At 63.0% G+C, this 22888-nt stretch carries 22 protein-coding genes; 11 read left to right on the forward strand and 11 right to left on the reverse strand.

The genetic code is table 11. From position 1 onward, the window contains the following. The first annotated feature begins 6 nt into the window (after positions 1–6). The 4 genes from C8J98_RS15780 to C8J98_RS15790 are packed head-to-tail and all read left to right on the forward strand — an operon-like array spanning position 7 to position 2495. Positions 7–471, forward strand: a complete 465-nt coding sequence (locus C8J98_RS15780) for a hypothetical protein (RefSeq protein ID WP_146171654.1) — start codon at positions 7–9, stop codon at positions 469–471. Continuing rightward, entirely contained in the window at positions 468–815 is a 348-nt protein-coding gene (locus C8J98_RS21970; protein WP_146171655.1) for a hypothetical protein, read from the forward strand. Before C8J98_RS15780 ends, C8J98_RS21970 begins: the two co-directional genes overlap by 4 nt. After that, on the forward strand, positions 754–1773 hold the full coding sequence (locus C8J98_RS15785) for a N(4)-(beta-N-acetylglucosaminyl)-L-asparaginase (protein WP_107914141.1): 1020 nt from the start codon (positions 754–756) through the stop codon (positions 1771–1773). The genes C8J98_RS21970 and C8J98_RS15785 overlap by 62 nt, the downstream gene beginning before the upstream one ends. A gap of 2 nt (positions 1774–1775) precedes the next feature. Continuing rightward, positions 1776–2495, forward strand: coding sequence for a copper homeostasis protein CutC (locus C8J98_RS15790; RefSeq protein WP_107914142.1), 720 nt, complete (start codon positions 1776–1778; stop codon positions 2493–2495). A 90-nt stretch (positions 2496–2585) separates the two neighbouring features. On the opposite strand, the gene C8J98_RS15795 is transcribed toward C8J98_RS15790, so the two are convergent. Next, positions 2586–4349, reverse strand: coding sequence for an ABC transporter transmembrane domain-containing protein (locus C8J98_RS15795; RefSeq protein ID WP_107914143.1), 1764 nt, complete (start codon positions 4347–4349; stop codon positions 2586–2588). 55 nt (positions 4350–4404) lie between these two features. Continuing rightward, positions 4405–5031: a phosphatase PAP2 family protein gene (locus C8J98_RS15800; protein ID WP_107914144.1), complete on the reverse strand. Its 627-nt coding sequence runs from the start codon at positions 5029–5031 to the stop codon at positions 4405–4407. A gap of 95 nt (positions 5032–5126) precedes the next feature. On the opposite strand from C8J98_RS15800, the gene C8J98_RS15805 reads away from it, so the two are divergent. From C8J98_RS15805 to C8J98_RS15820, 4 genes are all read left to right on the forward strand, one after another. Next, on the forward strand, positions 5127–5564 hold the full coding sequence (locus C8J98_RS15805) for a low molecular weight protein-tyrosine-phosphatase (protein ID WP_107914145.1): 438 nt from the start codon (positions 5127–5129) through the stop codon (positions 5562–5564). Positions 5565–5738: 174 nt separating this feature from the next. Further along, positions 5739–6431 (forward strand): YjbF family lipoprotein, encoded by a 693-nt coding sequence (locus tag C8J98_RS15810; RefSeq protein ID WP_158272734.1) that lies wholly within the window; start codon positions 5739–5741, stop codon positions 6429–6431. Further along, the gene (locus tag C8J98_RS15815; RefSeq protein ID WP_146171656.1) at positions 6428–7225 is read left to right on the forward strand and encodes a capsule biosynthesis GfcC family protein; all 798 of its coding nucleotides are present in this window, start codon (positions 6428–6430) and stop codon (positions 7223–7225) included. Before C8J98_RS15810 ends, C8J98_RS15815 begins: the two co-directional genes overlap by 4 nt. Then, positions 7225–9399 (forward strand): YjbH domain-containing protein, encoded by a 2175-nt coding sequence (locus C8J98_RS15820; protein WP_107914148.1) that lies wholly within the window; start codon positions 7225–7227, stop codon positions 9397–9399. The genes C8J98_RS15815 and C8J98_RS15820 overlap by 1 nt, the downstream gene beginning before the upstream one ends. A gap of 123 nt (positions 9400–9522) precedes the next feature. Here the strand turns inward: C8J98_RS15820 and C8J98_RS15825 are convergent, their stop codons facing one another. From C8J98_RS15825 to C8J98_RS22200, 3 genes are all read right to left on the reverse strand, one after another. After that, a complete protein-coding gene (locus C8J98_RS15825; RefSeq protein ID WP_107914149.1) occupies positions 9523–10860 on the reverse strand; it encodes a UDP-glucose/GDP-mannose dehydrogenase family protein in 1338 nt (445 codons plus the stop codon). A 45-nt stretch (positions 10861–10905) separates the two neighbouring features. Then, on the reverse strand, positions 10906–12021 hold the full coding sequence (locus tag C8J98_RS15830) for a polysaccharide biosynthesis/export family protein (RefSeq protein ID WP_107914150.1): 1116 nt from the start codon (positions 12019–12021) through the stop codon (positions 10906–10908). A 127-nt stretch (positions 12022–12148) separates the two neighbouring features. Then, positions 12149–12481 carry a hypothetical protein gene (locus tag C8J98_RS22200; RefSeq protein ID WP_199229935.1) on the reverse strand — a complete coding sequence of 111 codons (333 nt, stop codon included), beginning with the start codon at positions 12479–12481 and terminating at the stop codon, positions 12149–12151. A gap of 389 nt (positions 12482–12870) precedes the next feature. On the opposite strand from C8J98_RS22200, the gene C8J98_RS15840 reads away from it, so the two are divergent. Genes C8J98_RS15840 through C8J98_RS15850 form a run of 3 tightly spaced genes read left to right on the forward strand, consistent with a single transcriptional unit; the run spans position 12871 to position 16563 of the window. Next, positions 12871–14325 carry an undecaprenyl-phosphate glucose phosphotransferase gene (locus tag C8J98_RS15840; RefSeq protein WP_158272735.1) on the forward strand — a complete coding sequence of 485 codons (1455 nt, stop codon included), beginning with the start codon at positions 12871–12873 and terminating at the stop codon, positions 14323–14325. A gap of 58 nt (positions 14326–14383) precedes the next feature. Beyond that, positions 14384–15361 (forward strand): UDP-glucose 4-epimerase GalE, encoded by a 978-nt coding sequence (gene galE, locus C8J98_RS15845; RefSeq protein WP_107914153.1) that lies wholly within the window; start codon positions 14384–14386, stop codon positions 15359–15361. Between the two features lie 2 nt (positions 15362–15363). Next, positions 15364–16563 (forward strand): acyltransferase, encoded by a 1200-nt coding sequence (locus C8J98_RS15850; protein ID WP_158272736.1) that lies wholly within the window; start codon positions 15364–15366, stop codon positions 16561–16563. On the opposite strand, the gene C8J98_RS15855 is transcribed toward C8J98_RS15850, so the two are convergent. The 6 genes from C8J98_RS15855 to C8J98_RS15880 are packed head-to-tail and all read right to left on the reverse strand — an operon-like array spanning position 16560 to position 22879. After that, the gene (locus tag C8J98_RS15855) at positions 16560–18038 is read right to left on the reverse strand and encodes a right-handed parallel beta-helix repeat-containing protein (protein ID WP_107914155.1); all 1479 of its coding nucleotides are present in this window, start codon (positions 18036–18038) and stop codon (positions 16560–16562) included. The two genes, C8J98_RS15850 and C8J98_RS15855, sit on opposite strands and share 4 nt — an antisense overlap. A 12-nt stretch (positions 18039–18050) precedes the next feature. After that, complete coding sequence (locus C8J98_RS15860) at positions 18051–18875, reverse strand: glycosyltransferase (RefSeq protein WP_107914156.1); 825 nt, start codon at positions 18873–18875, stop codon at positions 18051–18053. After that, positions 18872–19342 carry a DapH/DapD/GlmU-related protein gene (locus tag C8J98_RS15865; RefSeq protein ID WP_158272737.1) on the reverse strand — a complete coding sequence of 157 codons (471 nt, stop codon included), beginning with the start codon at positions 19340–19342 and terminating at the stop codon, positions 18872–18874. The genes C8J98_RS15860 and C8J98_RS15865 overlap by 4 nt, the downstream gene beginning before the upstream one ends. Beyond that, positions 19335–20564 carry an O-antigen ligase family protein gene (locus C8J98_RS15870; RefSeq protein WP_107914158.1) on the reverse strand — a complete coding sequence of 410 codons (1230 nt, stop codon included), beginning with the start codon at positions 20562–20564 and terminating at the stop codon, positions 19335–19337. The genes C8J98_RS15865 and C8J98_RS15870 overlap by 8 nt, the downstream gene beginning before the upstream one ends. A gap of 4 nt (positions 20565–20568) precedes the next feature. Beyond that, complete coding sequence (locus C8J98_RS15875; protein ID WP_158272738.1) at positions 20569–21441, reverse strand: glycosyltransferase family 2 protein; 873 nt, start codon at positions 21439–21441, stop codon at positions 20569–20571. A gap of 13 nt (positions 21442–21454) precedes the next feature. Further along, positions 21455–22879: an oligosaccharide flippase family protein gene (locus C8J98_RS15880; protein ID WP_107914160.1), complete on the reverse strand. Its 1425-nt coding sequence runs from the start codon at positions 22877–22879 to the stop codon at positions 21455–21457. Positions 22880–22888: the final 9 nt, after the last annotated feature.

Raw genomic sequence — 22888 nt, forward strand, 5'->3', positions numbered from 1 at the left:
TTGTGCGTGGCTTCCATCATCGCCGCCCTGGCGGCGATGTCGCTGGCGGCGGCCGGCATCGCCGTGGGGCGGCACCTGATAACCAGTCGTTCCGAGGACAGGGCGTGGCTTGCGCTCGCCGCCATCGTGCGTGACCTGGAAGGTGCGACGCAGTGGGGCATGTGTACCGAGGCGCGAGATTGTCCACAGAAGAAAATATCGCTGGAGTACAACGTGCCTGTCTTGCTTGCGGACCAGATCGGTTGGTTGGTGGCGGGCGAATTGCGTCGTTGTGCCAGGGACTGTCAAGCGTTTGTGGACGGCGTGGAGTCGCTCGAGGTGACCGTAGACATTCCTGCTAGCGGCGGCCTCACTCATCGCCAACCGTTCATGCAACGGCATGGGAGCACCGTGCGTGCGTTGGAGGTGACGCTGGCGATGCGGGATGGTCGGCGATTCAGCCGCGCGGTATCGCACGGGAAAATCAAGTGACAAGCCATCCTCGCCACTCACGCCGCGGGTCGATCCTGATCCTCGTGCTTGCCGTCCTGGCGATGCTGACGATTCTTGGCGGCACCTTGTCCAGGTCCGTCTACACCCGATCACTCTCGGCGCAGGCGTCGCTCAAGGCGCAGGGGGAGGCGAAGGCCAGGGCATCGGCAGCGCGCATGCGACATGCGATGCCGGAAACCGAGTCGCGTGGTGGCAGGGCACGTACGCCGCGTGCGAACATCGCCGACGGCGCAAACGGCGCGCCGTCGATCAAGGGTATCCATGGACCGCAGACGATTCCTGCAGGGGGCGACGATCGCTTCCGGCGTGGCGCTGACCGTTAAAGGCTTTGCCAAGGGCGAACCGCCGACGGCCTCGGGCGGGACGGTTCCGCGGGTATGCTCCACCTGGGATTTCGGTGTTGCCGCCAACCAGGCTGCCTGGAAGGTGCTCGCCGGTGGTGGTCGTGCGCTGGACGCGGTGGAGCAGGGCGCCCGCGTTCCTGAGGCGGATCTGCGCAACCACAGCGTGGGCCGTGCCGGTTATCCGGATCGCGACGGCAAGGTCACGCTGGACGCCAGCATCATGGATGAGCACGGCAACTGCGGTGCGGTAGCCGCGATGGAGCACATCGCCCACCCGATTTCCGTGGCGCGCCGGGTCATGGAGCGCACGCCGCACGTCCTGCTCGTTGGCGACGGCGCCACCCAGTTCGCGATCGAACAGGGTTTCCCGCGCGAGGAACTGTTGACTCCGGACTCGGACAAGGCCTGGCACGAATGGCTGAAGACGGCCAGGTACAAGCCGTCTGCGAACAGCGAAGTCCGGACTTATAATGCTGGTCCGGGCGGTACGCCGGGCGATGCAAGCAATCACGACACCATTGGCATGCTGGCTATTGACGCCAGGGGCAACCTCTCGGGCGCCTGCACCACGAGTGGCATGGCCTGGAAAATCCACGGCCGCGTCGGCGACAGCCCGATCATCGGGGCTGGCCTTTACGTGGACAACGAGATTGGTGGAGCGACATCCACCGGTGTCGGCGAGGAAGTGATCCGCAACGTAGGCAGCTTTCTCGTGGTCGAACTCATGCGCCAGGGGCGTTCGCCCGAAGACGCCTGCCGCGAAGCGGTCGAACGCATTCTGCGGCGCAAGCCCGACGCGAAGGATCTCCAGGTCGGCTTCCTCGCCATGGACAAGAAAGGCAACGTCGGCGCGTGGGCGATCCAATCGGGCTTCTCGTACGCTGTGTGCGATGCGAAGAAGCAGGACACCCTGATCCCCGGCAAGAGCACGTATTGACGATGGCACTGCTCGAAGTCGCCGCGAACTCGATTGCTTCCGCTTTCGCCGCGCAGGCGGGCGGCGCCGGTCGCGTGGAACTATGCGCGAGCCTGGACGAAGGCGGCGTGACACCGTCGCATGGCACGATCGCACTGGCGCGCGAAGGGTTGGATATTCCGCTCTACGTGCTGGTTCGACCGCGCTCGGGAAATTTTCTGTACGAGAACGCCGAGATCGAGGCGATGCTCGATGACATCGCACACTGTGCCGATCTCGGCTGCGACGGTGTGGTCGTCGGCGCACTCACCGCTGAGGGCGAAGTGGATGCCGAGGCCTGTCACTTGTTCCTGCAGGCGGCCGGTTCGATGGGCGTGACGTTTCATCGCGCATTCGATCTTGTAGCCGAGCGCGCCGCGGCGCTGGAGACGGTGATCGAGCTGGGCTTCGAGCGCGTGCTGACGTCAGGTGGCATGCACAGTGCCGTGGCAGGTGCTTCATCCATTGCACGTCTCGTAGCACAGGCGGGTGGACGGATCGTGGTTATGCCCGGTGCCGGGATCGAGCCCGACAACATCGCCGCCTTGCGAAACGTGACCCGCGCCCGTGAGTTCCATGCCTCGGCCAAGCGTCGCCTGCCGTCGGGGATGCGGCGCACACCTTCGGACGACCTCGGCATGGGTGGTGGTGAGATCCGTACCGATGAAGAGACGGTGCGTGCACTGGTGGCGGCGTTGAGCTGATTCCACGGATCGGTCTTACAGCCCAGACGTCGGCCGCGATGGAGGACTGATGTGGGCTGATTTCGCCGATGAATCGGCTCCCACATCATCTCAGGCGACGAACTGGAGCCTGGCCAGTTCGGCGTAGAGGCCGCCTTCCCGCAACAAGGCCTCGTGCGTGCCCTGGGCGATGATTTTGCCGCCTTCCATCACGACGATGCGGTCGGCGCGTTGCACGGTGGCCAGGCGATGGGCGATGACCAGCGTGGTGCGACCCTTCTCCAACCGCTCCAGGGCATGCTGGATGGCCGCTTCCGATTGTGCATCCAGTGCCGAGGTCGCCTCGTCGAGCAGGAGCAGCGGGGCATCGCGGAGAATGGCGCGTGCGATGGCGATACGCTGCTTCTGCCCGCCGGACAGACGCACGCCGCGTTCGCCGAGCATGGCTTCGTAGCCTTCCGGCAAGGCACTGATGAATCCGTCCGCTTCAGCGAGGCGCGCGGCTTCGCGGACCTCGTCGTCACTGGCGTCCTCGCGACCAAATCGGATGTTGTCCGCGGCGCTGCCGCCGAAGATGACGGTTTCCTGCGGCACCAGGGCGATTGCGCCACGTAGTTCGGGCAGGGCCAGTGCGCGCAGCTCGACGCCGTCGAAACGGATCGAACCGGACACCGGGTCGTGGAAGCGCAGCAGCAGGCTGAACACGGTGCTCTTGCCGGCACCCGAGGGGCCGACGAGGGCGACGGTTTCGCCGGGCGCTATCTCCAGATCGAAGCCGGTCAGCGCAGCCACGTCGGGTCGCGAGGGATAGCGGAACTCCACGTGGTCGAAGCGCAGCGCGCCGGTGACGGGTCGCGGCAAGGGATCGGGTGCTTCCGGTGTGGCGATGGTCGCCTTCTCGGCAAACAGTTCGCCGATGCGCTCCATGGCCCCGGCGGCCTGCAATACGTCGCCCCACACTTCCGACAGCCCGGCGACCGAGCCGGCGGCGAAGATCGCGTAAACGACGAACTGCGTCAGCACGCCGGGGGCGAGTTCGCCGGCGATCACATCTCGCGCACCGGCCCAGAGAACCAGGGTGATCGCGCCGAAGATCAGTACGATCACCGCAGCAGTCAGGAACGATCGCATGCCAATGCGGCGACGTGCCGTGGCCAGGGCAAGGGCGATGGCGTTCGCATAGCGACGGCTCTCGACCGGTTCACGCGCATAGGCCTTGACGGCCTGCGCCGCATTCAGCGTTTCATTGGCGACGGCGGCCGCATCGGCGAGGCGATCCTGGCTGTTGCGCGAGAGTTTCTGCACGCGACGACCGAAGACGAGGATCGGCAGCATCACCGCAGGAATGACCAGGGCGGTAAGGCCCGCAAGGCGTGGACTGGTCCAGGCCATGGCCGCGGCCGAGCCGAGCAGCATGACGGTGCTGCGCAACGCCACCGAGATGCCCGAGCCGACCAGGGTCTGCACCAGCTCGGTATCGGTGCCCAGGCGCGAGGTGAGCTCGCCGACACGCGTGTTCTCGTAGAAACCGACGTCGAGATTGATCACATGCCGGTAGAGCGAGGTACGTAGCGCCGCGAGGGACCGTTCGCCGAGTAGCGCGATAAAAAAGTACCGGGCCGCGGTCGCGATCGCGAGTACCACCGCCAGGCCGAACAGGGCGAGGAAGGTGCCATTGATGGTCGCGAGGCTCGCCGCCAGGAAGCCTTTGTCGATGATATGACGCAAGGCCACCGGCAGCAGCAGGGAGGCGCTGGACGAAATGCCGAGGAAGACCAGCCAGCCGATAGCCAGGCCCTTGTTGGGCTTCAGGAAGGGCCAGAGATTGCGCAGCGCACCGATATTCCGTGACTTTTCCCTGCGTTGCTCGGTCATGCGCGGCTCATTGCTATGGTCATTCGCCAACGAATGGGGTCGACCGGTTCAGTATTCAATCGAGTTGTACACGTCGCGTGAAGATGGTGGGGTGGCCGCTCAGCCACGGCACGATGTCCTGCAACAGATGCTGTGAGGGAAACACGCGGCCATAGCAGCCCCATCCGATAGCGATAGCGCCAACGACGAGCATAGCGAGCCGCCATATATTACGGCTCTGTGGCACCTTGCCCGATCGTGCCAGGCCGGCCAGGAACCAGGCCACCACGGCGGCGCCGAGGACCCCTCCCAGCCATACCTCCGACTGGCTATGCACTTTCAACACGCATCGCGAGATGCCAACGCCGACACCGATTAACACGCCCAGCGCGACCGCCGTCGTGCGCAGGGACGATCTGGCGTCGCGAGCCAGGACACCCGCGAGTGACGGCCAGACCAGAAGGGCAAGCGCGGTGTGGCCGCTGAAACCGGTGTAGTTCAGGCCGGGTGGGCCGATGCCCCAGGCCATGAACAAAAGTTTGGACAGCACCACGCTGCCGCCGCACAGTGCGACGGCGATGAGCCAGCGCCGTCCGTCTCGCCAGTAAGGCGGAGGCAACAACAGGCAGACGGCAATCCATGCAATCAGCGGCAGGAGGATCGCACTGTCGCCGAGACTGGTGATGGCGGTCCACATCGTCATGCGCCGCGGTTGATCGGGTTCATCCCTTCGGACTCGCTATCATGGGCTGCTTCTGTCTTCTAAGCGTTCTTCGGAACGGGAGTATCGCAGTACCTATGTTCGAACGGATACTGATTGTATGTGTCGGCAACATCTGCCGAAGCCCTACCGCCGAGTACCTTCTACGGCACCGCCTGGGCGACGCTGGCGGTGCGCAGATCAGTAGCGCCGGGCTTGGTGCCATGGCGGGATACCCCATGGATTCGACCTCCCTCGCGCTGTTGCGTGAACATGGGGTAGATGGTGAAGCGCACCGCGCGCAACAGCTGGACAGCGCGCTGCTGCGCCAGTCCGATTTGATTCTCGCCATGGAAAAGATTCACGTTGCAGCCATGGTCAGGATGGCACCGGAGGCCAGTGGCAAAGTCTTTCTTCTGGATAGATGGCTGGATGGCCGCGATATTCCGGATCCTTACCGCCAGCAGCGACCTGCATACGAACATGTGTACGGGTTGATAGAGCAGGGCGTCAACAGCTGGTTACGCTATTTGTAATCGTTTGTCGTGACGCCAGTCAGTTTTCAGTCTGTTTCGGTGATGTAGTGTTCGTGGTGTGAGTCGGCATCCTCAACGAGGCGCTGGCTCCCCCCAGTCAGTGCTGCCCTTGTCTGGTCTTATCAGCAACGTTGCCAGTGCTTAACGCTCTCCTGACCGGACCTCCCACTGATCTTGGCTTGGCCTTCGACAAAACGCGCGTGCGTCGCGCTACGGTATCCCTGGCTTGGTGGCGTCGCGCTGGCGGCGCTTGCGCTGGCCGGTTGTTCGTCGGTCTCGCGAGGTAGCCTGGAAACGGTTCGACTCGCTATCCAGGGCGAGAAAGTCGAAGCTACCGCCGCTTCGGTGGCGGCGATCCCCTACTTCCAGTTGCAAGTGAATGCACCCGGCGGCGAAGCGATCCTGATACTTGCCCGGGCAGAGCACGGACAACTGGGTTGGTATGGCAGCGGGCACGATATCGTGTACACCCGCGACGGGCTGGTGGTGAAAACCGTCGGTCTGCCACAGAACCTCGACGACTCGGCATTTCCTGCGGAGAACCCCTTCCGGAAGGGCCTGCAGCACCTGCGTACGCCCCTTGAGTACACGCGGCGCATGGACTGGTCGCCAGGATACCGTTACGGCGTCATCGTGAATGCGCGTCTGGAGCCGAAAGGCCTGGAAGACGTCGATATCCTCGGTACGGTGCGCAGCTTGCGGCGTGTGGATGAGGCACTCTCGGCGCCCGGGTTGGGTATCCACATGACCAACCGGTACTGGATCGATCCGGCCGATGGGTTCATCTGGAAGAGCAGGCAGTACGTGGCACCCGGCGTGCCGCTCGAGCTGATCCAGCTGCAGCCTTACCGGGAGACAGTTCCGTGAGCCGCGGCGGATACTGCGCGTTGGGTCTGCTGCTGTGCCTTCACGCACTGCATGCGATGGCGCAAGAACCAGAAGTGCTGCACGTGACTGCCGAGGGTGCCGTGGGCCGGCCCGGTCTGGCCGTCTATCCGTCCCGTGCCCGCTTGTCCGACGTCGCGCAGGCTGTTGATGTCGATCCTGAAGCGTATGTGCTGGGTGCCGCCTGGCTGCAGCCGGACCTGCAACGCGACCAGCTGCGCCTGCGCGCTGGCCTCGTCTACGAACTGGGTGCCATCCGCCGGCAGGCGATCGCCGCCGGGAACGATCCGCTGGCGGAGAACGCTGCCGCCTTCCAGGCATGGGTGTCCGCGCGCACCATCACCGGCCGCCGTCCCGGCGTGGCGCTCGATCCCGGGCGCCTGGACGTGACGCCCGCTGACAACTGGCCGGTGCACGAAGGCGACACGCTTTTCTATCCTCGGCGACCGTCCGATGTCCGCGTGGTCGGGGCCGTCGATAAAGCCTGCCGTCTGCCGCAGGTGCCGATGCAGGACGCGCGCCGTTATCTGGCGGCGTGCCCTGCGTCACGCGCCGCCGATCCCGATCTGATCTACGTCGTGCAGCCCGATGGTGCGGTGTTCGAGCAGAACATCGCGCTGTGGAACCGTGCCGCACCGCGTCCCCTGGCGCCTGGCGCCTGGATCTACGTGCCCTTCCGCCGGCGCGCGATCGCAGGTGCCGCCGACGAAGGATTCAATCGGGACGTAGCCGGTTTCATCGCGACCCTGTTGTTGAGCGACGAGGGGTGGCACTAATGCGTCGGCATCGCTGGTGCCGTGCGGGTCTCGCCTTGTGGGCCAGCGGCGCATCCGCCGTGTATGCGCAGGAAGCCTATACGCAGAGCGACTTCGGTGGCGTGGGTCTGTTGCAGACGCCGACGGCGCGCATGGCGCAGGAAGGCGAGTTCAGCTTCGTCCTCAGTCGCACCACGCCGTATACCAACTACAACGTATCGATCCAGCCACTGCCCTGGCTGGAGGCGTCCTTCCGTTACACCAACGTCAGCAACCGGCCGTACGGTCCGGTGGGCCTCAGCGGCAACCAGACCTACAAAGACAAGTCGATCGACGCCAAGATCCGTCTATGGGAAGAGAGCCGTTGGCTGCCGGCGCTGGCGGTGGGCGCACGCGACGTCGGCGGCACAGGCCTGTTCTCCAGCGAATATGTCGTGACCAGCAAGCGGGCAGGGCCGTTCGATTTCAGCCTGGGCCTGGCCTGGGGCTACATGGGCGCGCGTGGCGACATCGCCAATCCGCTGAATTTTCTCGACGAGCGGTTCAGCACGCGTCCCACCGGCGGCACGGGAACCGGCACGTTCAGCGTCAACAAGTTCTTTCGTGGCCGACCGGGCTTCTTCGGTGGCATCGAGTACCGGTCGCCGTTCGAGTGGCTCGTGCTGAAGGCTGAACTCGATGGCAACGATTACAAGCATCAGCCCCAGAACAACAACCAGCCGCAGCGCTGGCCGGTCAATCTGGGCGCGGTGTTCCGCCTGAATCGCAATGTCGACCTCACGCTCGGTTACGAGCGTGGGAACGTCGCGACGGCGGCCGTGAACCTCCACACCAATCTCGCCAATCATGTCGATCCACCGAAGTCTTACGATCCCCCGCCTGAACCGGTTGCGTTCGAGACAACGCGGGTCGATACCGCACAGGCGGCAGCAGGCGCATCGGATGCGAATGCGGACACCGGCACGAGTGCCACGCGTCAGGCGCCCGAACAGGTGAACTGGACGGACGTCGCGCGGACCCTGCACGACAACGCTGGCATCAGCGTCAGCAGCATCGGTCGCCGCGGCTCCGAACTGGTCATCCATGGCCAGCAGGACCGGTTCTTCTACGCTGCCGAAGGCGTGGGGCGCGCCACCCGGATCATCGACAACCGGGTCGACGACAGCATCGGCTGGCTCACCGTGTCGAGTGAACGCAACGGCCTGAAGACGGTGGAAACCAGCGTACACCGCCCACGTTTCATCGAACTGCTCGATCACCGGATCGACCTGGACACCTTCCGCCGCAGTGTCGAACAGAACCCGGTGACCGCCCAGGAGGAAGAAATACTGTTCCGCGAACCGGTAAGGCGGTTCACTGGCGGTTTCTCACTGGGATACCAGCAGAACGTCGGCGGGCCGGATGCCTTTGTCCTCTACCAGGTTTACGGGGCTGCCTCAGGCACGTTCAATATCAACCGTAACCTGTGGGTCGATGGCGTCGTCGCGCTCAATCTCTTCAACAACTACGACAAATTCAAGTACGACGCACCGAGCAACCTGCCACGTGTGCGGACCGATGTTCGCCAGTACCTGACCAGTTCCGACCTCACCATGCCGAACCTGCAACTTACCGGTACGCATCGTTTTGGCCAGGACCTGTATGGACTGGCCTATGCCGGCATGCTTGAAAGCATGTACGGCGGTGCGGGCGGCGAGATGTTGTACCGGCCGTTTGGCGAGCGCTGGGCGGTCGGTGCGGACGTCAACTGGGTCAAGCAGCGAGGGTTCGACCAGGACTTCTCGCTACGCCGCTACCACGTGGTCACCGGTCAGGCGACCGGCTATCTGGACACCGGATTTCATGGGGTGACCGTGGCGGTCAGCGTGGGTCGTTACCTGGCGGGAGACTGGGGCACGACCATCGATGTATCGCGCGAGTTCTCCAATGGCGCGCGCATGGGCGCGTACGCTACGGTGACGAACAAGTCTGGCGGTGACGGCTATGGCGAGGGCAGCTTCGACAAGGGTATCTATGTGTCGATTCCGTTCGACATGCTCCTGCCGCACTCGTCGCGAAGCCGCGCAACGTTGTTGTGGCAACCGTTGCTTCGCGACGGTGGTGCTCGCCTGAACAAGCGTTACACGCTGTATACGATGACCAACGACCTGGACGGCGACCTGTTCGACAAGAACCTGGAGAAGATCGCTCAGTAACCGAACTTGCCTGCAGCGACAGGTCCGCGTCGGTTCCGTTGTAGAAGCCGATTCATCGGCGATAACCAGGTCGCCGAAGCGCCGGATCGCCGATGAATCGGCTCCTACATGGGGGCCTGGGGATTAGCGCTGCAGGGAGCGTCCCCGGCCGATGCCGTAGTAAGCGATGCCAGCTTCCTCGACGACGCGCGGATCGTAGAGATTGCGACCATCGAAGATCGCGGGTGTCGTCAAGGCCGCCTTGATGCGGCCGAAGTCCGGACTGCGAAAGGCCTTCCATTCGGTCACCAGCGCAAGCACGTCGGCGCCGGTCAACGCGTCGTACGCGTGGTCGCAGAGGACCAGATCATCGCGCTCGCCATAGATGCGTGCGGTTTCTGTGCGGGCTTCCGGGTCGTATGCGCGGACCCTGGCGCCGGCGTCCCACAGGGCTTCGATCAGGCGACGGCTGGGCGCCTCGCGCATGTCGTCGGTGTTGGGTTTGAACGCCAGGCCCCACAGGGCTACGGTCTTGCCTGCGAGATCGCCATCGAAGTGGCGCTGGATCTGCGCGAAGAGCCGAGTTTTCTGATCGGCGTTGACCGCTTCGACCATGCCCAGTAGTCGCGCGTCGTAGCCATGGCCGCGCGCGATGCGTTCAAGTGCCTGCACGTCCTTCGGGAAGCACGATCCGCCGTACCCCGCGCCCGGATAGATGAAGTGGTAGCCGATGCGTGGATCCGCACCGATACCCTGGCGTACCAGCTCCACGTCGGCGCCCACGCGCTCGGCGATGTTCGCGATCTCGTTCATGAAGCTGATCTTGGTCGCGAGCATCGCGTTGGCCGCGTACTTGGTCAGCTCGGCGGAACGCGGGTCCATCACGACCATGCGATCGTGATTGCGGTTGAACGGCGCGTAGAGCTTGCGCAGGTGTAACACCGCCCGTTCGCTGGAGGATCCAACCACGATGCGGTCGGGACGCAGGCAGTCTTCGACGGCGTCGCCTTCCTTGAGGAACTCCGGGTTGGAGACTACATCGAAATCGATGGCAGCACCGCGTTCATTCAGTACTTCCCCCACCGCATCACGCACGCGATCGGCGGTACCCACTGGAACGGTCGATTTGTTGACGATCACCGCGTAACGATCCAGGTGCTTGCCGATGGTGCGCGCGACACTCAGCACGTACTTCAGGTCGGCGCTGCCGTCTTCGTCCGGTGGCGTACCCACCGCGATGAAGATAATTTCGCCATGGGCAATCGCCGGGGCGGGGTCGGTGGTGAAATTCAGCTGCCCCGACGCGTGGTTGCGTTTGACGATGGATTCCAGGCCGGGTTCGAAGATCGGGATTACACCATTGCAAAGCCCATCGACCTTGGCCTGGTCGACGTCGACGCAGACAACATCGTTGCCCATTTCCGCGAGGCAGGCACCCGTGACCAGTCCGACATAACCGGTGCCAAAAATAGTGACCTTCATCTGTATCGCCTGTTTAGCATGGATGAGTGAAGCCAGTCGCTTCGGCTATAGCTGGCGATCGCGGTCCAGGCTGTATTGCGCGTTAGCCGCGTTGCTGATCAGGCCGGACAGGGGAAGCAGCTGGCTGATGAAGCGGTTCCAGCGGGTGATGCCCGCAGGTCCGACGAAGACGACGTCGCCCGGTTTGACCGAGAACTGAGCGGCTACCGCGAAGGACGACGGCGAAGTGTTATCGAGCTGGTAGATCGACGCCGGTTTCTTCTCCATGTCTTCGACACCACGGATCACATAGACCGACTTGCCGCTGGAGCTGGTCTGGTTAAGGCCGCCGGAGCGCCCCAATACCTGCGTCAGGCTGAGATCGCTGGTCTTGAACGAGATGGCCTGGGGGCGGAGCACTTCGCCCAGTACATACGCTTCGTGGCGATCGTTGTACGGAAGGTAGACGTTATCGCCGCCCTTGAGGTAGATCTCTTTGGAGCCCTCTGGCGAACGCGACAGGGCGTCCAGGTCGATGTGGTACTCGTGATTGTCACGGCGCAGTACCACGTCGGACAGATCGGCCAGCTGCGCGTTGACGCCCGCGGTGCCGATGGCCTGCGCAAGGGTCAGTGGTGTCACCGTGATGTTCTGCGGATCGGTCTTCACGAATGCGCCGCCGAGGGTCACCCGTTGGCTGGCATAGCTGACGATGCTGATGTCGACCTGCGGCTTCTCGATATACCTGGTCAGGCGGTCGGTGATCGCCAGGCGCAGTTCTTCGACCGTCATGCCCGATGCATTCAGCAGGCCGACATACGGATAGAACAGCGTTCCGTCAGGGCGCACCAGGCGGCCATTGGCAGCGGTCTGTTGCTGCGAACCTGCCGGTGAGGTGAGTTCCGGATGCTCCCAGACGGTGATGTAGAGCGAGTCGCCAGGTCCTATGCGGTACGAATCGGGCCGATAAGCGGTGAGACCGGGGTCTACACCGGGCGCGATCGCACTGGCGCGGTCCATCGCGATCAGCTTCGGCGTGATGGGGATGAGCTGGTATCGGCTTCCCGTCGCGCTCTGCTTGTCATTCAACTCGCCGGTTTTCATGTGCTGGCCGGGCGCCAGGATGCATGCATGCAATAACAAACTGCACCCGGCCAGACCGAGAGTCGGCAGGAACTTCATCGTGTTCAGGATCCTTCAGTCACAGCGCCCTTTGTCTACGGGGCATCGACGTACTTAAACCGATCAAACATTAACGACTCGGGAATGTGATTGGACATTTAGACGTCCGTGGCTTCGTTCAGGATTGTCAATGCGTGCCGCTGGTACCGCCCGTTCCTCCTGTTCCGCCCGTGCCACCGGTGCCGCCCGTACCACCCGTGCCATCGTTTCCCGTGCCGTTGGTGTCATTCGCGGTAGCGCCTGTTGCAGCTGCCATCGCGGCGGTTCCGGCACCGACGCGAGCTGGTGCAAGGGCGCCTTTCGATGCTTGCCGTGCCTGTTCAGGATTCGCAATACGAGGCTTCTGCTGGCTGTTCTGCGCCGCATCGGATGGGTTCGCAGGTGTCGAAGCGCGCTGGCTCTGTGCCCATACCGGCGCGGCGATGGCGAGGATGATGCTCGCAACGATCAGACGTCTCATGGTGGTCGTCTCCTGTTGGATAAAAAAGATTCTCGACGCGCATGCGTGGATCGGATTCGTGCGCATGCAACGTGTGTTCATTCACTGCCTTCTATCGTCGATGGTCAAGGAAATGAGCTGAACAAAGAATGTTCGAACTTCTTTTTGTGACGCGACTCGCAGATTCCGCGTCGTTGGATTGCCCGCATTTACGTGGCGGCGCAGCATCGGTCCAGTAAGAAGCAAATGCGGTCGTTATGTGAGTCGAAACCGGCGCGACGCCAGTTTCCGTCGAAAGCGTGTTGAGCCGGATGGTGTCCCAGGAAAAGGACATGCCGGCTCTACAGGGGGCACGTACCTGGGCACTCCGGCATCACCGGAAGTTGTCGCGTTGGCAGAAGGTACATGTCATGCAACTGACAAAATTCAATGCATTACTGGATATCGAGCTCCGTGTGAGCGATCCGATTAGTGCGACCGGCGCGGGCTACCTTGCCTACTTCATCTGGTTCGATACGTTCCGGATGAGCACCTTTTACGCCGTGGCACTGGTCATTCTGTTGCTTGTGACATTCACCGCATCCATCGCTCTTCGGGTTTATGAACAGCCATTGGGTGAGCGTCCTCTAAGCCAGTATTGCTGCATTGCCGCATCGTGGGCGGCCGGCTTCGCAGGCTTGATTGCGCTGGCCTATCTTCTGAAAGTCGGCGAGTTTTACTCGCGCGGATGGGTGTCATTGACGTTCATCCTGGGCCTTGTATTCATGGCGCTTACACGACTTATCGTTCTCACGGCTTTGCGTTACCTGCGTCGTCAGGGTATCGGCATGGGACGCTGCCTGTTGGTCGGCGCTACCGATGCCGGGATCCATATGGTGGATCAGCTTGAGTCCAACCTCGGCCTCGGCATGAAGATCACCGCGTACGTCAAGACCAGCTACGACCATGGCGTTCCGGCGGGCATACCGATGGCTGGTTCGTTGCAGAACATCGATGAAATCCTCGACCGCGGTGAATGGGACCAGGTGCTTGTCGCGTTGCCCGTCAGTGCCAATCGCGCTATCAGCTATACGCTGGATCGCGTGGAGGAGCGCGTGATGACGGTGAAGTTCGTGCCTGACCTGCTGGGTCGGCAATTGATCAACCACCGTACGGAAGACTGCGCCGGCGTACCTATCGTCACGCTTCGCGAAAGCCCCTTGCTCGGCCATGCGTGGATACTGAAGGGCTTCGAGGACCGGTTGATCGCCGGCGCAATTCTTCTCCTCATTGCCCCGGTCATGCTCATGCTGGCTCTCGGCGTGAAGCTTTCCAGCCCGGGCCCCGTGCTCTATCGCCAACGCCGCGTGGGACTGGATGGCAAGGAGTTCGAAATGCTGAAGTTCCGCTCCATGCCGGTGGATATGGAGAAGAACAAGGCCGTTCAGTGGGGCAGTGCGCAGACCAAGACCACCACGCGCTTCGGCCGTTTCATCCGGCAAAGCAGCCTGGACGAGTTGCCCCAGTTCATCAACGTGCTGCGGGGTGACATGTCGATCGTGGGCCCGCGCCCTGAACGCCCCATGTTCGTGGAGAAGTTCAAGGGCGAGATCTCCGGCTACATGCACAAGCACCTGGTCAAGGCGGGTATCACCGGCTGGGCGCAGATCAATGGCTGGCGTGGCGACACGGACCTGGTCAAGCGCATCGAACACGACCTCTACTACATCAACCATTGGTCGCTCGGGTTCGACCTGCGCATCATTCTGCTGACGATCTTCAAGGGCTTCGTGCATAGCGAGGCGCCGACGCCGGCGGCCCAGCCTGCCAACGCGACGGCAGCGGTGGCGGCCGCCGCGAACTCAGCCAACGAGAAGTCGATCTAGGTCGGTCCGGTACAGGGCGACCGCGATCCAATTATTCCTGGTGAACTGGGGCAATCGTTTGAAGTTTCTGATCTGTGGCGGTGCGGGATACGTGGGTTCGCACATGGTGCGTTACCTGGACTCGAAGCAGCACGAGGTGGTGGTTTATGACGACCTGTCGACGGGCCATCGTGAGGCGGTGAGCCCGGACGTGGCTTTCGTTCAGGGTGATATTGGTGACGCCGCCGCGTTATCGCGATTGTTCGCGGCGCATCGGTTCGATGCGGTGATTCACTTCTGTGCGCGATCGCTCGTCGGCGAGTCCGTGGTCAAACCCTATCTGTATTACGGCAACAACGTGGCAAATACGCTGGTGCTACTGGCTGCCATGCGCGATGCCGGTGTCGACCGGTTGGTGTTTTCGTCGACGGCGGCGGTTTTCGGTCATCCGCAGGCCGATGCGATCGATGAAACGCATCCGACCGAGCCGATCAACCCTTACGGCCAGAGCAAGCTGATGGTAGAGCGGATTCTGGCTGATGCCGCACGGGCTTATGGCCTGCGTTCCGTGGCCCTGCGTTACTTCAACGCGGCGGGAGCCGATCCCTCAGGCTCGATCGGCGAGGGGCACGACCCGGAGACGCACCTGATTCCCAACGTACTGAAGGCCGTGCTGGGGCAGGGCGCAGCGTTGAAGGTGTTCGGCGCCGATTACGACACGCGCGATGGGACCTGCGTTCGCGACTATATTCACGTGAATGACCTCGCCTCGGCGCACTTGCTCGCGATCGAGTATCTGGCTGACCACGCGGGGGCATTCACGTTCAATCTGGGTAATGGCGAAGGGTTCAGCGTGCGCGAGGTGATCGCCGCGGCTGAGCGCGTGACCGGACGCCCGGTGCCGCATGAGCTCGCGCCGCGGCGCGCAGGCGACCCAGCCACGCTGGTGGCGTCCAGCCTCAAGGCGCGCGAGCGCCTCGGCTGGCAGCCGCGAATCACGCAACTGGACGAGATCCTCGCCAGCGCGTGGCGGTGGCATCTGCAGCCTGGCTATTGATCGTGCAGGCCAGACCCCGGATCCAGCTCGATTTCATCGATGCCCTTCGCGGGGTCGCGATTATCGGCGTGCTTCTCAGCCACGCGCAGCGCAACGTGGAGATCTACCAGGCGATGGGTCGTCCGGCGTTGATGTCGCCGTGGCTCAGTCGCTATGCGGAACAGGGCGCGCGCGGTGTCCAGCTGTTCTTCGCGATCAGTGCGTTGACTTTGTTTCTCTCCGCGGGCAAGCGCGTCGGTGAGTCGGAGCCGTGGGTGAACTTCTACGTGCGGCGCATCTTTCGCATCGCGCCGATGTTCTACCTCGCCTTCGGCGTGTACTGCGTGGCGCCGGCCTTGCTGAAAGGGCAGCAGTGGCCACCGCTGGCGACGATACTCGGAACCCTGAGCTTTACCAACGGCTGGAATCCGACCTGGTTGCTGGGTGCCAACGACGTCGTGCCCGGTGGCTGGTCGATCGGGGTCGAGATGTCGTTCTACATCGTCTTCCCGCTGGTATTCCTGGCACTGCGGAATCTCCCACGAGCCCTCGCTGCACTGCTGTTGGTTCTGGTTCTGGACGTCATCGCATGGCCGCTGTGGCTGCGGCATGCGCCGATCGAGGATGCGGGGCTGTGGGCGCGCTACGTGTTCGTCTGGCTGCCTAACCAACTGCCGATCTTCCTGTTCGGCATCTGTGCCTATTTCGTCCTTTTTGGCCACGTGGGGCGGCTGACGGCCTTCTTCCACGAGGGCGATCGACGGCAGAATGCGTGCTTGTTCATGCTCGCTGTGGCCGTCCTGTTGATCGCGCCGCAGTGTCTCGACGATCCACGTGCCGTTTTCCTGTATGGCGCCGCCTTCGCCCTGCTGGCCTTGTGCCTCTACCGGCAGCCGTATCGCTGGCTGGTGAACCGGCCGCTGCAGCACATCGGGAAGATCAGCTTCAGCGGTTACCTCACGCATTTCTTCATGCTGCAGGTAGCGCGCAAGCTGCTGGCGAAGATCCATGCGGGCGATCGTTTCAGTCCCGATCTGTATTTCCTCGCCACCGTGCTGCTGGCACTGGTGGGTACGGTGCTTGTTTCGAGCGTGACCTATCGCCTCGTGGAGGTGCCCGGTCAGGCGCTCGGCAAGCGCCTGATCCAGGGCCTGGCGTCACGTCGGGCAACGACGAAAGTCGATGCCGTGGAGCGCGGCGAGGGTGAGCGGAGCGCCGGTTAAGTCAGCTTTGCGATGAGTTCCAGGGCATTGGAAACCGGCTTGCCGTTGGCAAAGCATGCCTTGGCCAGGGCGTTGACTTCGGCCAACGAGGGGCGGTGTTTCCTGAACTGCTGGAGTGTCCGTGGATTGGCACGCGAGGCCAGGGCCTTGTCGTTGTCCGCATAGATCCGGTTCTCACCCAGTTGCGTCCGGGTAGCCAGCTGCATGTCCACACCAGGCGATTGTGGTGATACGACGATATTGTCGTGGATGGCCGTGTTGCTCGGCACGCCTTTCCAACTGGTCGCTTTGAACACCGTGACCTGGCTGTCGGCAATGGGCTTTTCAGGAATGATGATGATGTTGTTGTATATCTGGCTGCCGTCCACGGGCCCGGAGATGCGCAGCGATGCCGTACCTGTCTTGCGCAGCGCGTCGTTGATGCTGACGTTGAAGCGCACGATCGTACCGGTGTTGCCGATATCGCCACCACTGCGCCCGTCGTTACACACCAGTGCCATGCCGCCGGCGTTATCGTGGCTGTAGTTGTACTGGATGATCGTATGCCGGCAGCGGAAATCGGCATCGTACGCCTGGCCGTCGGCATAGGCCTCGTGGTCGCTGACTTCGTTGTACTGGATCAGGGTGTTGTCGCAGTCGAAGGGCCAGATACCGGCGGCCGCCTCACCACGTGGCAGCACGCCACATCGGCTGACCGTATTGCGTTCGATGAGCGCGCCATCGCAGCCCCTGACCAGGATGCAGTCGCCAGGAACTTCGCTGATGCGGTTGCCTCGCACGATCACGCCCGTGGCCAGGCCAGCGGTGCGGTTACCCGCGCCCAGGAACAGGATGCCGTCGCGCTGGCTACGCTCGATCGTGTTGTCGGCGATCATCAGGTCCTGGTATCGCGTGGGTCGCGCGCTGCTCTTCGCCTCGATCAGGATCGCGCTGCCGCCACCCTGCTGCTTGACCGGGACGCCGTTGACGTCGTGGATGTGCAGCCCCTGCAGCACGATGCCATGGGCGATGCCGAAATCCTGGTGGAACAGGTGCACACCGGCACGCCGCGAACCAGGCTGTGGTCCGCGGTTGGAGACTTCCAGGTTGCGCAAAGTCCAGTACTCGACGTTCTGCAGGCGCACGGTGGACGGGCTCCTGCCATCGGCATGCAGGTGGGGCAGCCTGCCCTCGCCGTAGGCGTCGACCACAACCGGCGCACCCGCCGCGCCGGAGCCCTTCGGCAGGAACGCGCCGGCGTAGTCGCCATCGCGCTTGAAGAAGATGCGGTCGCCCGGGCCGAACGTCACCTGGTTGAGTCTGTCCAGGCTTCGCCAGGCCTGGCTCGCGCTGCTGCCGTCATGCTGATCGTCGCCCGACTTGCTGTCGAGGTAGTACTGCTTGCCGCCCGTTGCGGCGCGGGCCATGTCGAGGGGCAGGGCGGCGAGAATGCCCAGTGCCAGGAGGGATTGCTTGAGAAAAATGCGACGTTGCACGGAATGCCTCCGTTATCGGCGCCGTTCGCTCAGGGAGTAGCGATAGACGCCCCCATGCTTCTTCAGCATATACGCGAAACCGGCGAGGTGCTTGATGGTCAGCCTCGAGAACTTGCGTGTGCGCCGCTTGTAGTCGTGCACGACGGAAATCTTTCGGCAGTAATAGTTGCGTAGGCCCAGCTTGCGGGTGCGTACACAGAACTCGGCATCTTCGGGGCCGAAGAAGATGCGGTCGTCGTAGCCCATCAACAGCGCGGCGACCTCCTTGGTGAAGGTCTGGTTCGCACCCAGCACGTAGTCCACCTCGAGCGGATCGTCGCTGGCGTCGAACTGGGTGTCGAGCATCAGGTGCCTGTCCAGCTCGCGCTTGACGAAGCCGAGCTTGCGGCTGGCCGGGATGCGCGCCGCGATGGGTTGGTAGAAGCGGGGAAAGCGCCGGGTGGAGTCCTGGCGACTACGGTCGACATTGAGTAGCTCGAAGCCGACCACGCCGGCATCGGGATGCGCCTGGAAGAATCCCTCGACGATGGAGCCAGGATCGGTGGTCAGGAAGATGGTGTCGTTGTCGAGCGTCATGCAGTACTTGCCGCGCGCCAGGAACAGGCCACGATTGCGCGCAGGGCCCACGCCGTAATTACGGTCGAGCGGAAAATAGCGAACCTGGGGAAGGGTGGCGACGAACTCGGCACTGCCGTCGCGTGAGCCGTTGTCGACGACGATCACTTCGTCGCGATCGAAGTCGACCTTGTCCATCAGGGACAGCAGGCAGCGCTCGAGATTCTCTCGCTCGTTCCAGGTGATGATGATGATCGACAATCTCACGTCTGCCTCGCTCATGGCGATGCTCCAGGGGGGGATGAGGGGGTGATGACCGCGTTGGCCTTCACCACGAAGTTGTCCGGTATGACCACGGGCCCGAAGATGCAGGCACCCGTGCCGATGGTGACGTTGTCGCCGATGACCGGCGTGCCGTCGCCAGGCCAGCGGTTGCCTATGCAGACCCGGGCGTACAGGGTGCAGTTGGCGCCGATCGTCGTCTTGCCGTTCACGATGATTCCGAAGGCGTGATAGATGACCAGCCCGGGGCCGATCGTCGCTGTCGTGGGCAGGTAGCACTTGAAGACGAACTCGGCGACTTTCTCCAGGACGCGAAGCGGCGTATGCAGCCAACTGCCGCGAGCGGTTGTGATCAGCCGATAGCTGAGGATCACCCAGAACGACTGGTCGAGCATCCACCACACCATGCCATGAAAGCCGGGTAGCGATCGAAGGCGACGGACGTCGGCACGGAAATCGTCAAGCATGGGTCGCATCCGGTTCGGGCTGGGCAGGCTTCGGTTGTAGCCATCGGGTTCGTGCCGTCCGTGCTTTCTCGGAAGCGGCATGTCGGATCTGGACGCGACGGATGTCATTCCGGGCATAGAACATGCCGACGAAGAACCAGAAATAGGCTTCGTATCCGCTGAACTCGATGAAGGCCAGCATCAGATAGCACAGCAGGAAGGCCTTGATGTTGCGTTGCTGGCCTTCGGCGGGAGTGAACACGATGTGCGCCGCCATTACCAGGAACAGCAGCAGCGACTGGACGCCGCCTTCGAGAAGGAACTGCAGATAGATATTGTGGACGTTGTTCTCGACGAAGGTCAGCCCGGAGATCTGTTCCATCACGGGCACGCCATTGCCGACGCCATAACCCAGCAGGTTCCGCGTCAGGGCGGTGCCGGCACTGGTCCACAGCGCGAGGCGGCCGACGTTCTTGTGTTCGAGTTGGGTCTCCGCCTGCAGGTTGAAGCGGTCCAGTACCGGGATGTCGATGACCGAAGACAACACCAGGCCGCCCAGGAGAACCACCATGGCCACCGCGAGGAAGCTGTAGAGGTAGTAGTGACGTGTCTTGCGCGTGCGGTACGCGGCGATGCCGATCGATACCGCCGCGCCGACCAGCCCGGCACGGGAGAGCATGGTGGCGCTGGTCAACACGGCTATCGCGGCGGCGATGGGATACACGCGCGTGCCGAGCAGAAGGATAGACAGCAATGCCAGCAGGCTGGCCTCGATATTGCGTCCGCCGGTGGACATGTAGAGCACGCCGGAGGCACCTTCGCTGCGCGCGTACACCGCGCCGAGCTGGCCGGCGTAGACGATATCGCGCAGGATGACGAAGGTGAGGCAGCACCCCAGCATCCAGATGAATATCCTGCGCAGCTCCATGTCGGCCAGCTTGCGTCCGAAGACGACGCCGAGGAAGTACGACGTCGCGACGAAAAGTATCAGTGTCGAACGGAGACCTCCGCCGTACGTCGCGGCCGCCGCGAGTGAGGTTGCGATCATGGCCGCGATGAAGGCCGTGCCCGGGTTGAGCTTCAGGTACCGGGCTACCGGCAGGTAGAGCACGGGCATCAGGAGCAGGAGGATGTGATAGACATTGACGTGCGACTTGCTCGTCGTGCTGTGTCCCAGGGGAATCTGGACGAACAGCATCGCCATGAGCGTGAGGGCGGCGGCACGTGTCTTGTTGATCAGCATCGGATCAACCTATCGCCACGCCGAAGAACTTGTGCAGGAGCACCTTCAGCGTCGACTTATAGCCTCTCACCGAGATGTTGCGGGCGATATCGCCCAGCGGTGGCCTCTCCCGGTTCATCACATACTGGATATTGCGGTGGTTGCGCTGCTGGTCGGCGCTCATCAGGCCTGTGTGCTTGGCGATGAAGCGCTCGCTGCCCTCGGCGCGCTTGCTCGAATTGCGGATGCGCGCGCGTGAGCGGTCGTCATCGACGAAGGAGAGCAGCGGGCGCGTCCGCACAGCGGGGCCGTAGCGGTCGGCGAGGCGGATCCACATGTCGTAGTCCTGCCAGGAAGGCATCGATTCGTCGAAGCCGCCCAGTGCGCGCATCCGCGACAGTTCGGTGAGTACCTGGTTTCCCGCCAGGTTCGCATATAACAGCGCAGGCAACGTAAGCGTGTCGACCCGTGCCAGTTCCGACTCGGCGTACCGACGCTCGTACAGCGACGCCATCTGCGCATCGGTCTGGAAGTACCGGAAACGACTGCAGGCGAAGGAGGGCGAGTAACGGCGATAGGTGTCGACCAGGGTCTGGATTCGCTGCGGGTGGAACAGGTCGTCGTCGTCCAGCCCGGTAACGTAGGTGCCCACCGCCTCCTCGATGCAACGATTACGGGCGCGGCACGCGCCCTGCGGCGTGTCGTTACGAAGGTAGGTGAACTTGCCGGGATAGCGGCTGGCATACCCGGCCACGACATCCGCTGTATCGTCGGTCGAGGCCTCGTCGCAGATCAGTACCTCGATCTCCGGGTAGGTCTGTGCCAGTACGGAGTCGACCGCCCGTCGCAACAGCGCCGAGCGATTGCGGGTGGGAATGTAAACGCTCACCAGGGGCATCGCTTTCTCCATCTCAGGCGCCCACCGTGTTCACTTGCCGGTTGAGCAACGTATGCCGACTACGCCAGATCACCCATAGCAGTGGCGGTGTAGCCACGGCGAAACGCACGACGCTGACCTTCCAGTCGTCGCCGGGGTACAGCGCGACGGCAAGCATCAGGAAGGTATAGGGCACGAAACTTTCGACCGTCCAGGAGCTGAAGAACTCGCCAGCGGTGAGGGTGATGATCTTCGAGGAGAAAAAGTAGTACGACAGGATCGTGGCCAGGACCTGGCTGATCGCCAGCGCAACCGCCATGATTTCGAGCGAGCGCGACAACGCGCCGGCGACGCTGACCAGCAAGGTCACGCCACAGATCTTGAGGTTCCAGCCGAATTCGACATCCGAGCGGCCCAGGCTCTGGCTCAGCGCACCGATCAGCGAGCCGAGCGGACGCAGCATGCCGAACAGCAGCATCAGCGGTATGAGTTCCGCCACGCCGGTGTAGCGGTGCCCATACAGGATCGTCACCGCCGGTGGCGCGAACACCGCCAGCATGATGAACACGCTGCTGCTGAAGACCGAAACGCTGCGCAGGCCGACCAGGTAGATCCGGCGTAGCGCCTGCGGATCATCCTGGAGCGTCGCCAGGCGAGGCAAGGCAAGGCGCTGCACCACCGGCATGATCAGCTTGGTCGGTTGCAGCACCAGTTCCTTGGCAAGCGAGTACACGCCGAGGGACGCGAGCCCGAGAAATTTGCCCAGGATGATCTGGTCGGCCTGGCTGCGCAGCTGGTTGATGACTTGCGAGCCGAGCTGGAATGCGCCGTAGCGCAGTGCCTGTCCGATGATGCCGCGATCGAAGGCGCGCCCGGGATGCCAGTCTCGTTGCGCGACGGCAACAAAGCACGCCAGGCGCACCAGGCTGTTGACGATCATCGCGTACACGGCCGCTTCGATCGATGCGCCAAAGGCGAGCACCAGCACCAGCAAAGTGACTAATCCGGACAGGCGTCCGATGACCTCGATGCGCGAGAGCCTGGGCAACTGGAAGGTCTTGATCAGGCTGGCCTGATACTGCGCGGCCAGCCCCAGCAGCGCGAAGTTGACCGTGGACAGCCGCAACAGGTGACCCAGTACGTCCGAACCGTAGAAATAGGCGACCCCGTAGGACGCGCCGAACAGCACCAGGGCGGACACCAGGCCCAGCCCGGCGCTGATCATGAACAGTGAGGTGCGCTCAGGGCGGCTGATGTTCTGACGATGGATGAGGTAGCTGCTCAGGCCCATGTCCTGCAGCAGCATGGCGATCGAATTGACCACGTTGACGATCGCCAGCGCGCCCAGCAGGTGCGCATCGACATGGTGGGCGAGCACCGCGATCTGCAGGAGCTGACTCGCTGCGCTGACCATGGCCGAGCCGGCGGTCCACAAGGCATCGCGTCGGGCGGAGGGCATCGTGGCGTC

It is taken from the genome of Luteibacter sp. OK325, assembly GCF_003050935.1.
Classification (GTDB): domain Bacteria; phylum Pseudomonadota; class Gammaproteobacteria; order Xanthomonadales; family Rhodanobacteraceae; genus Luteibacter.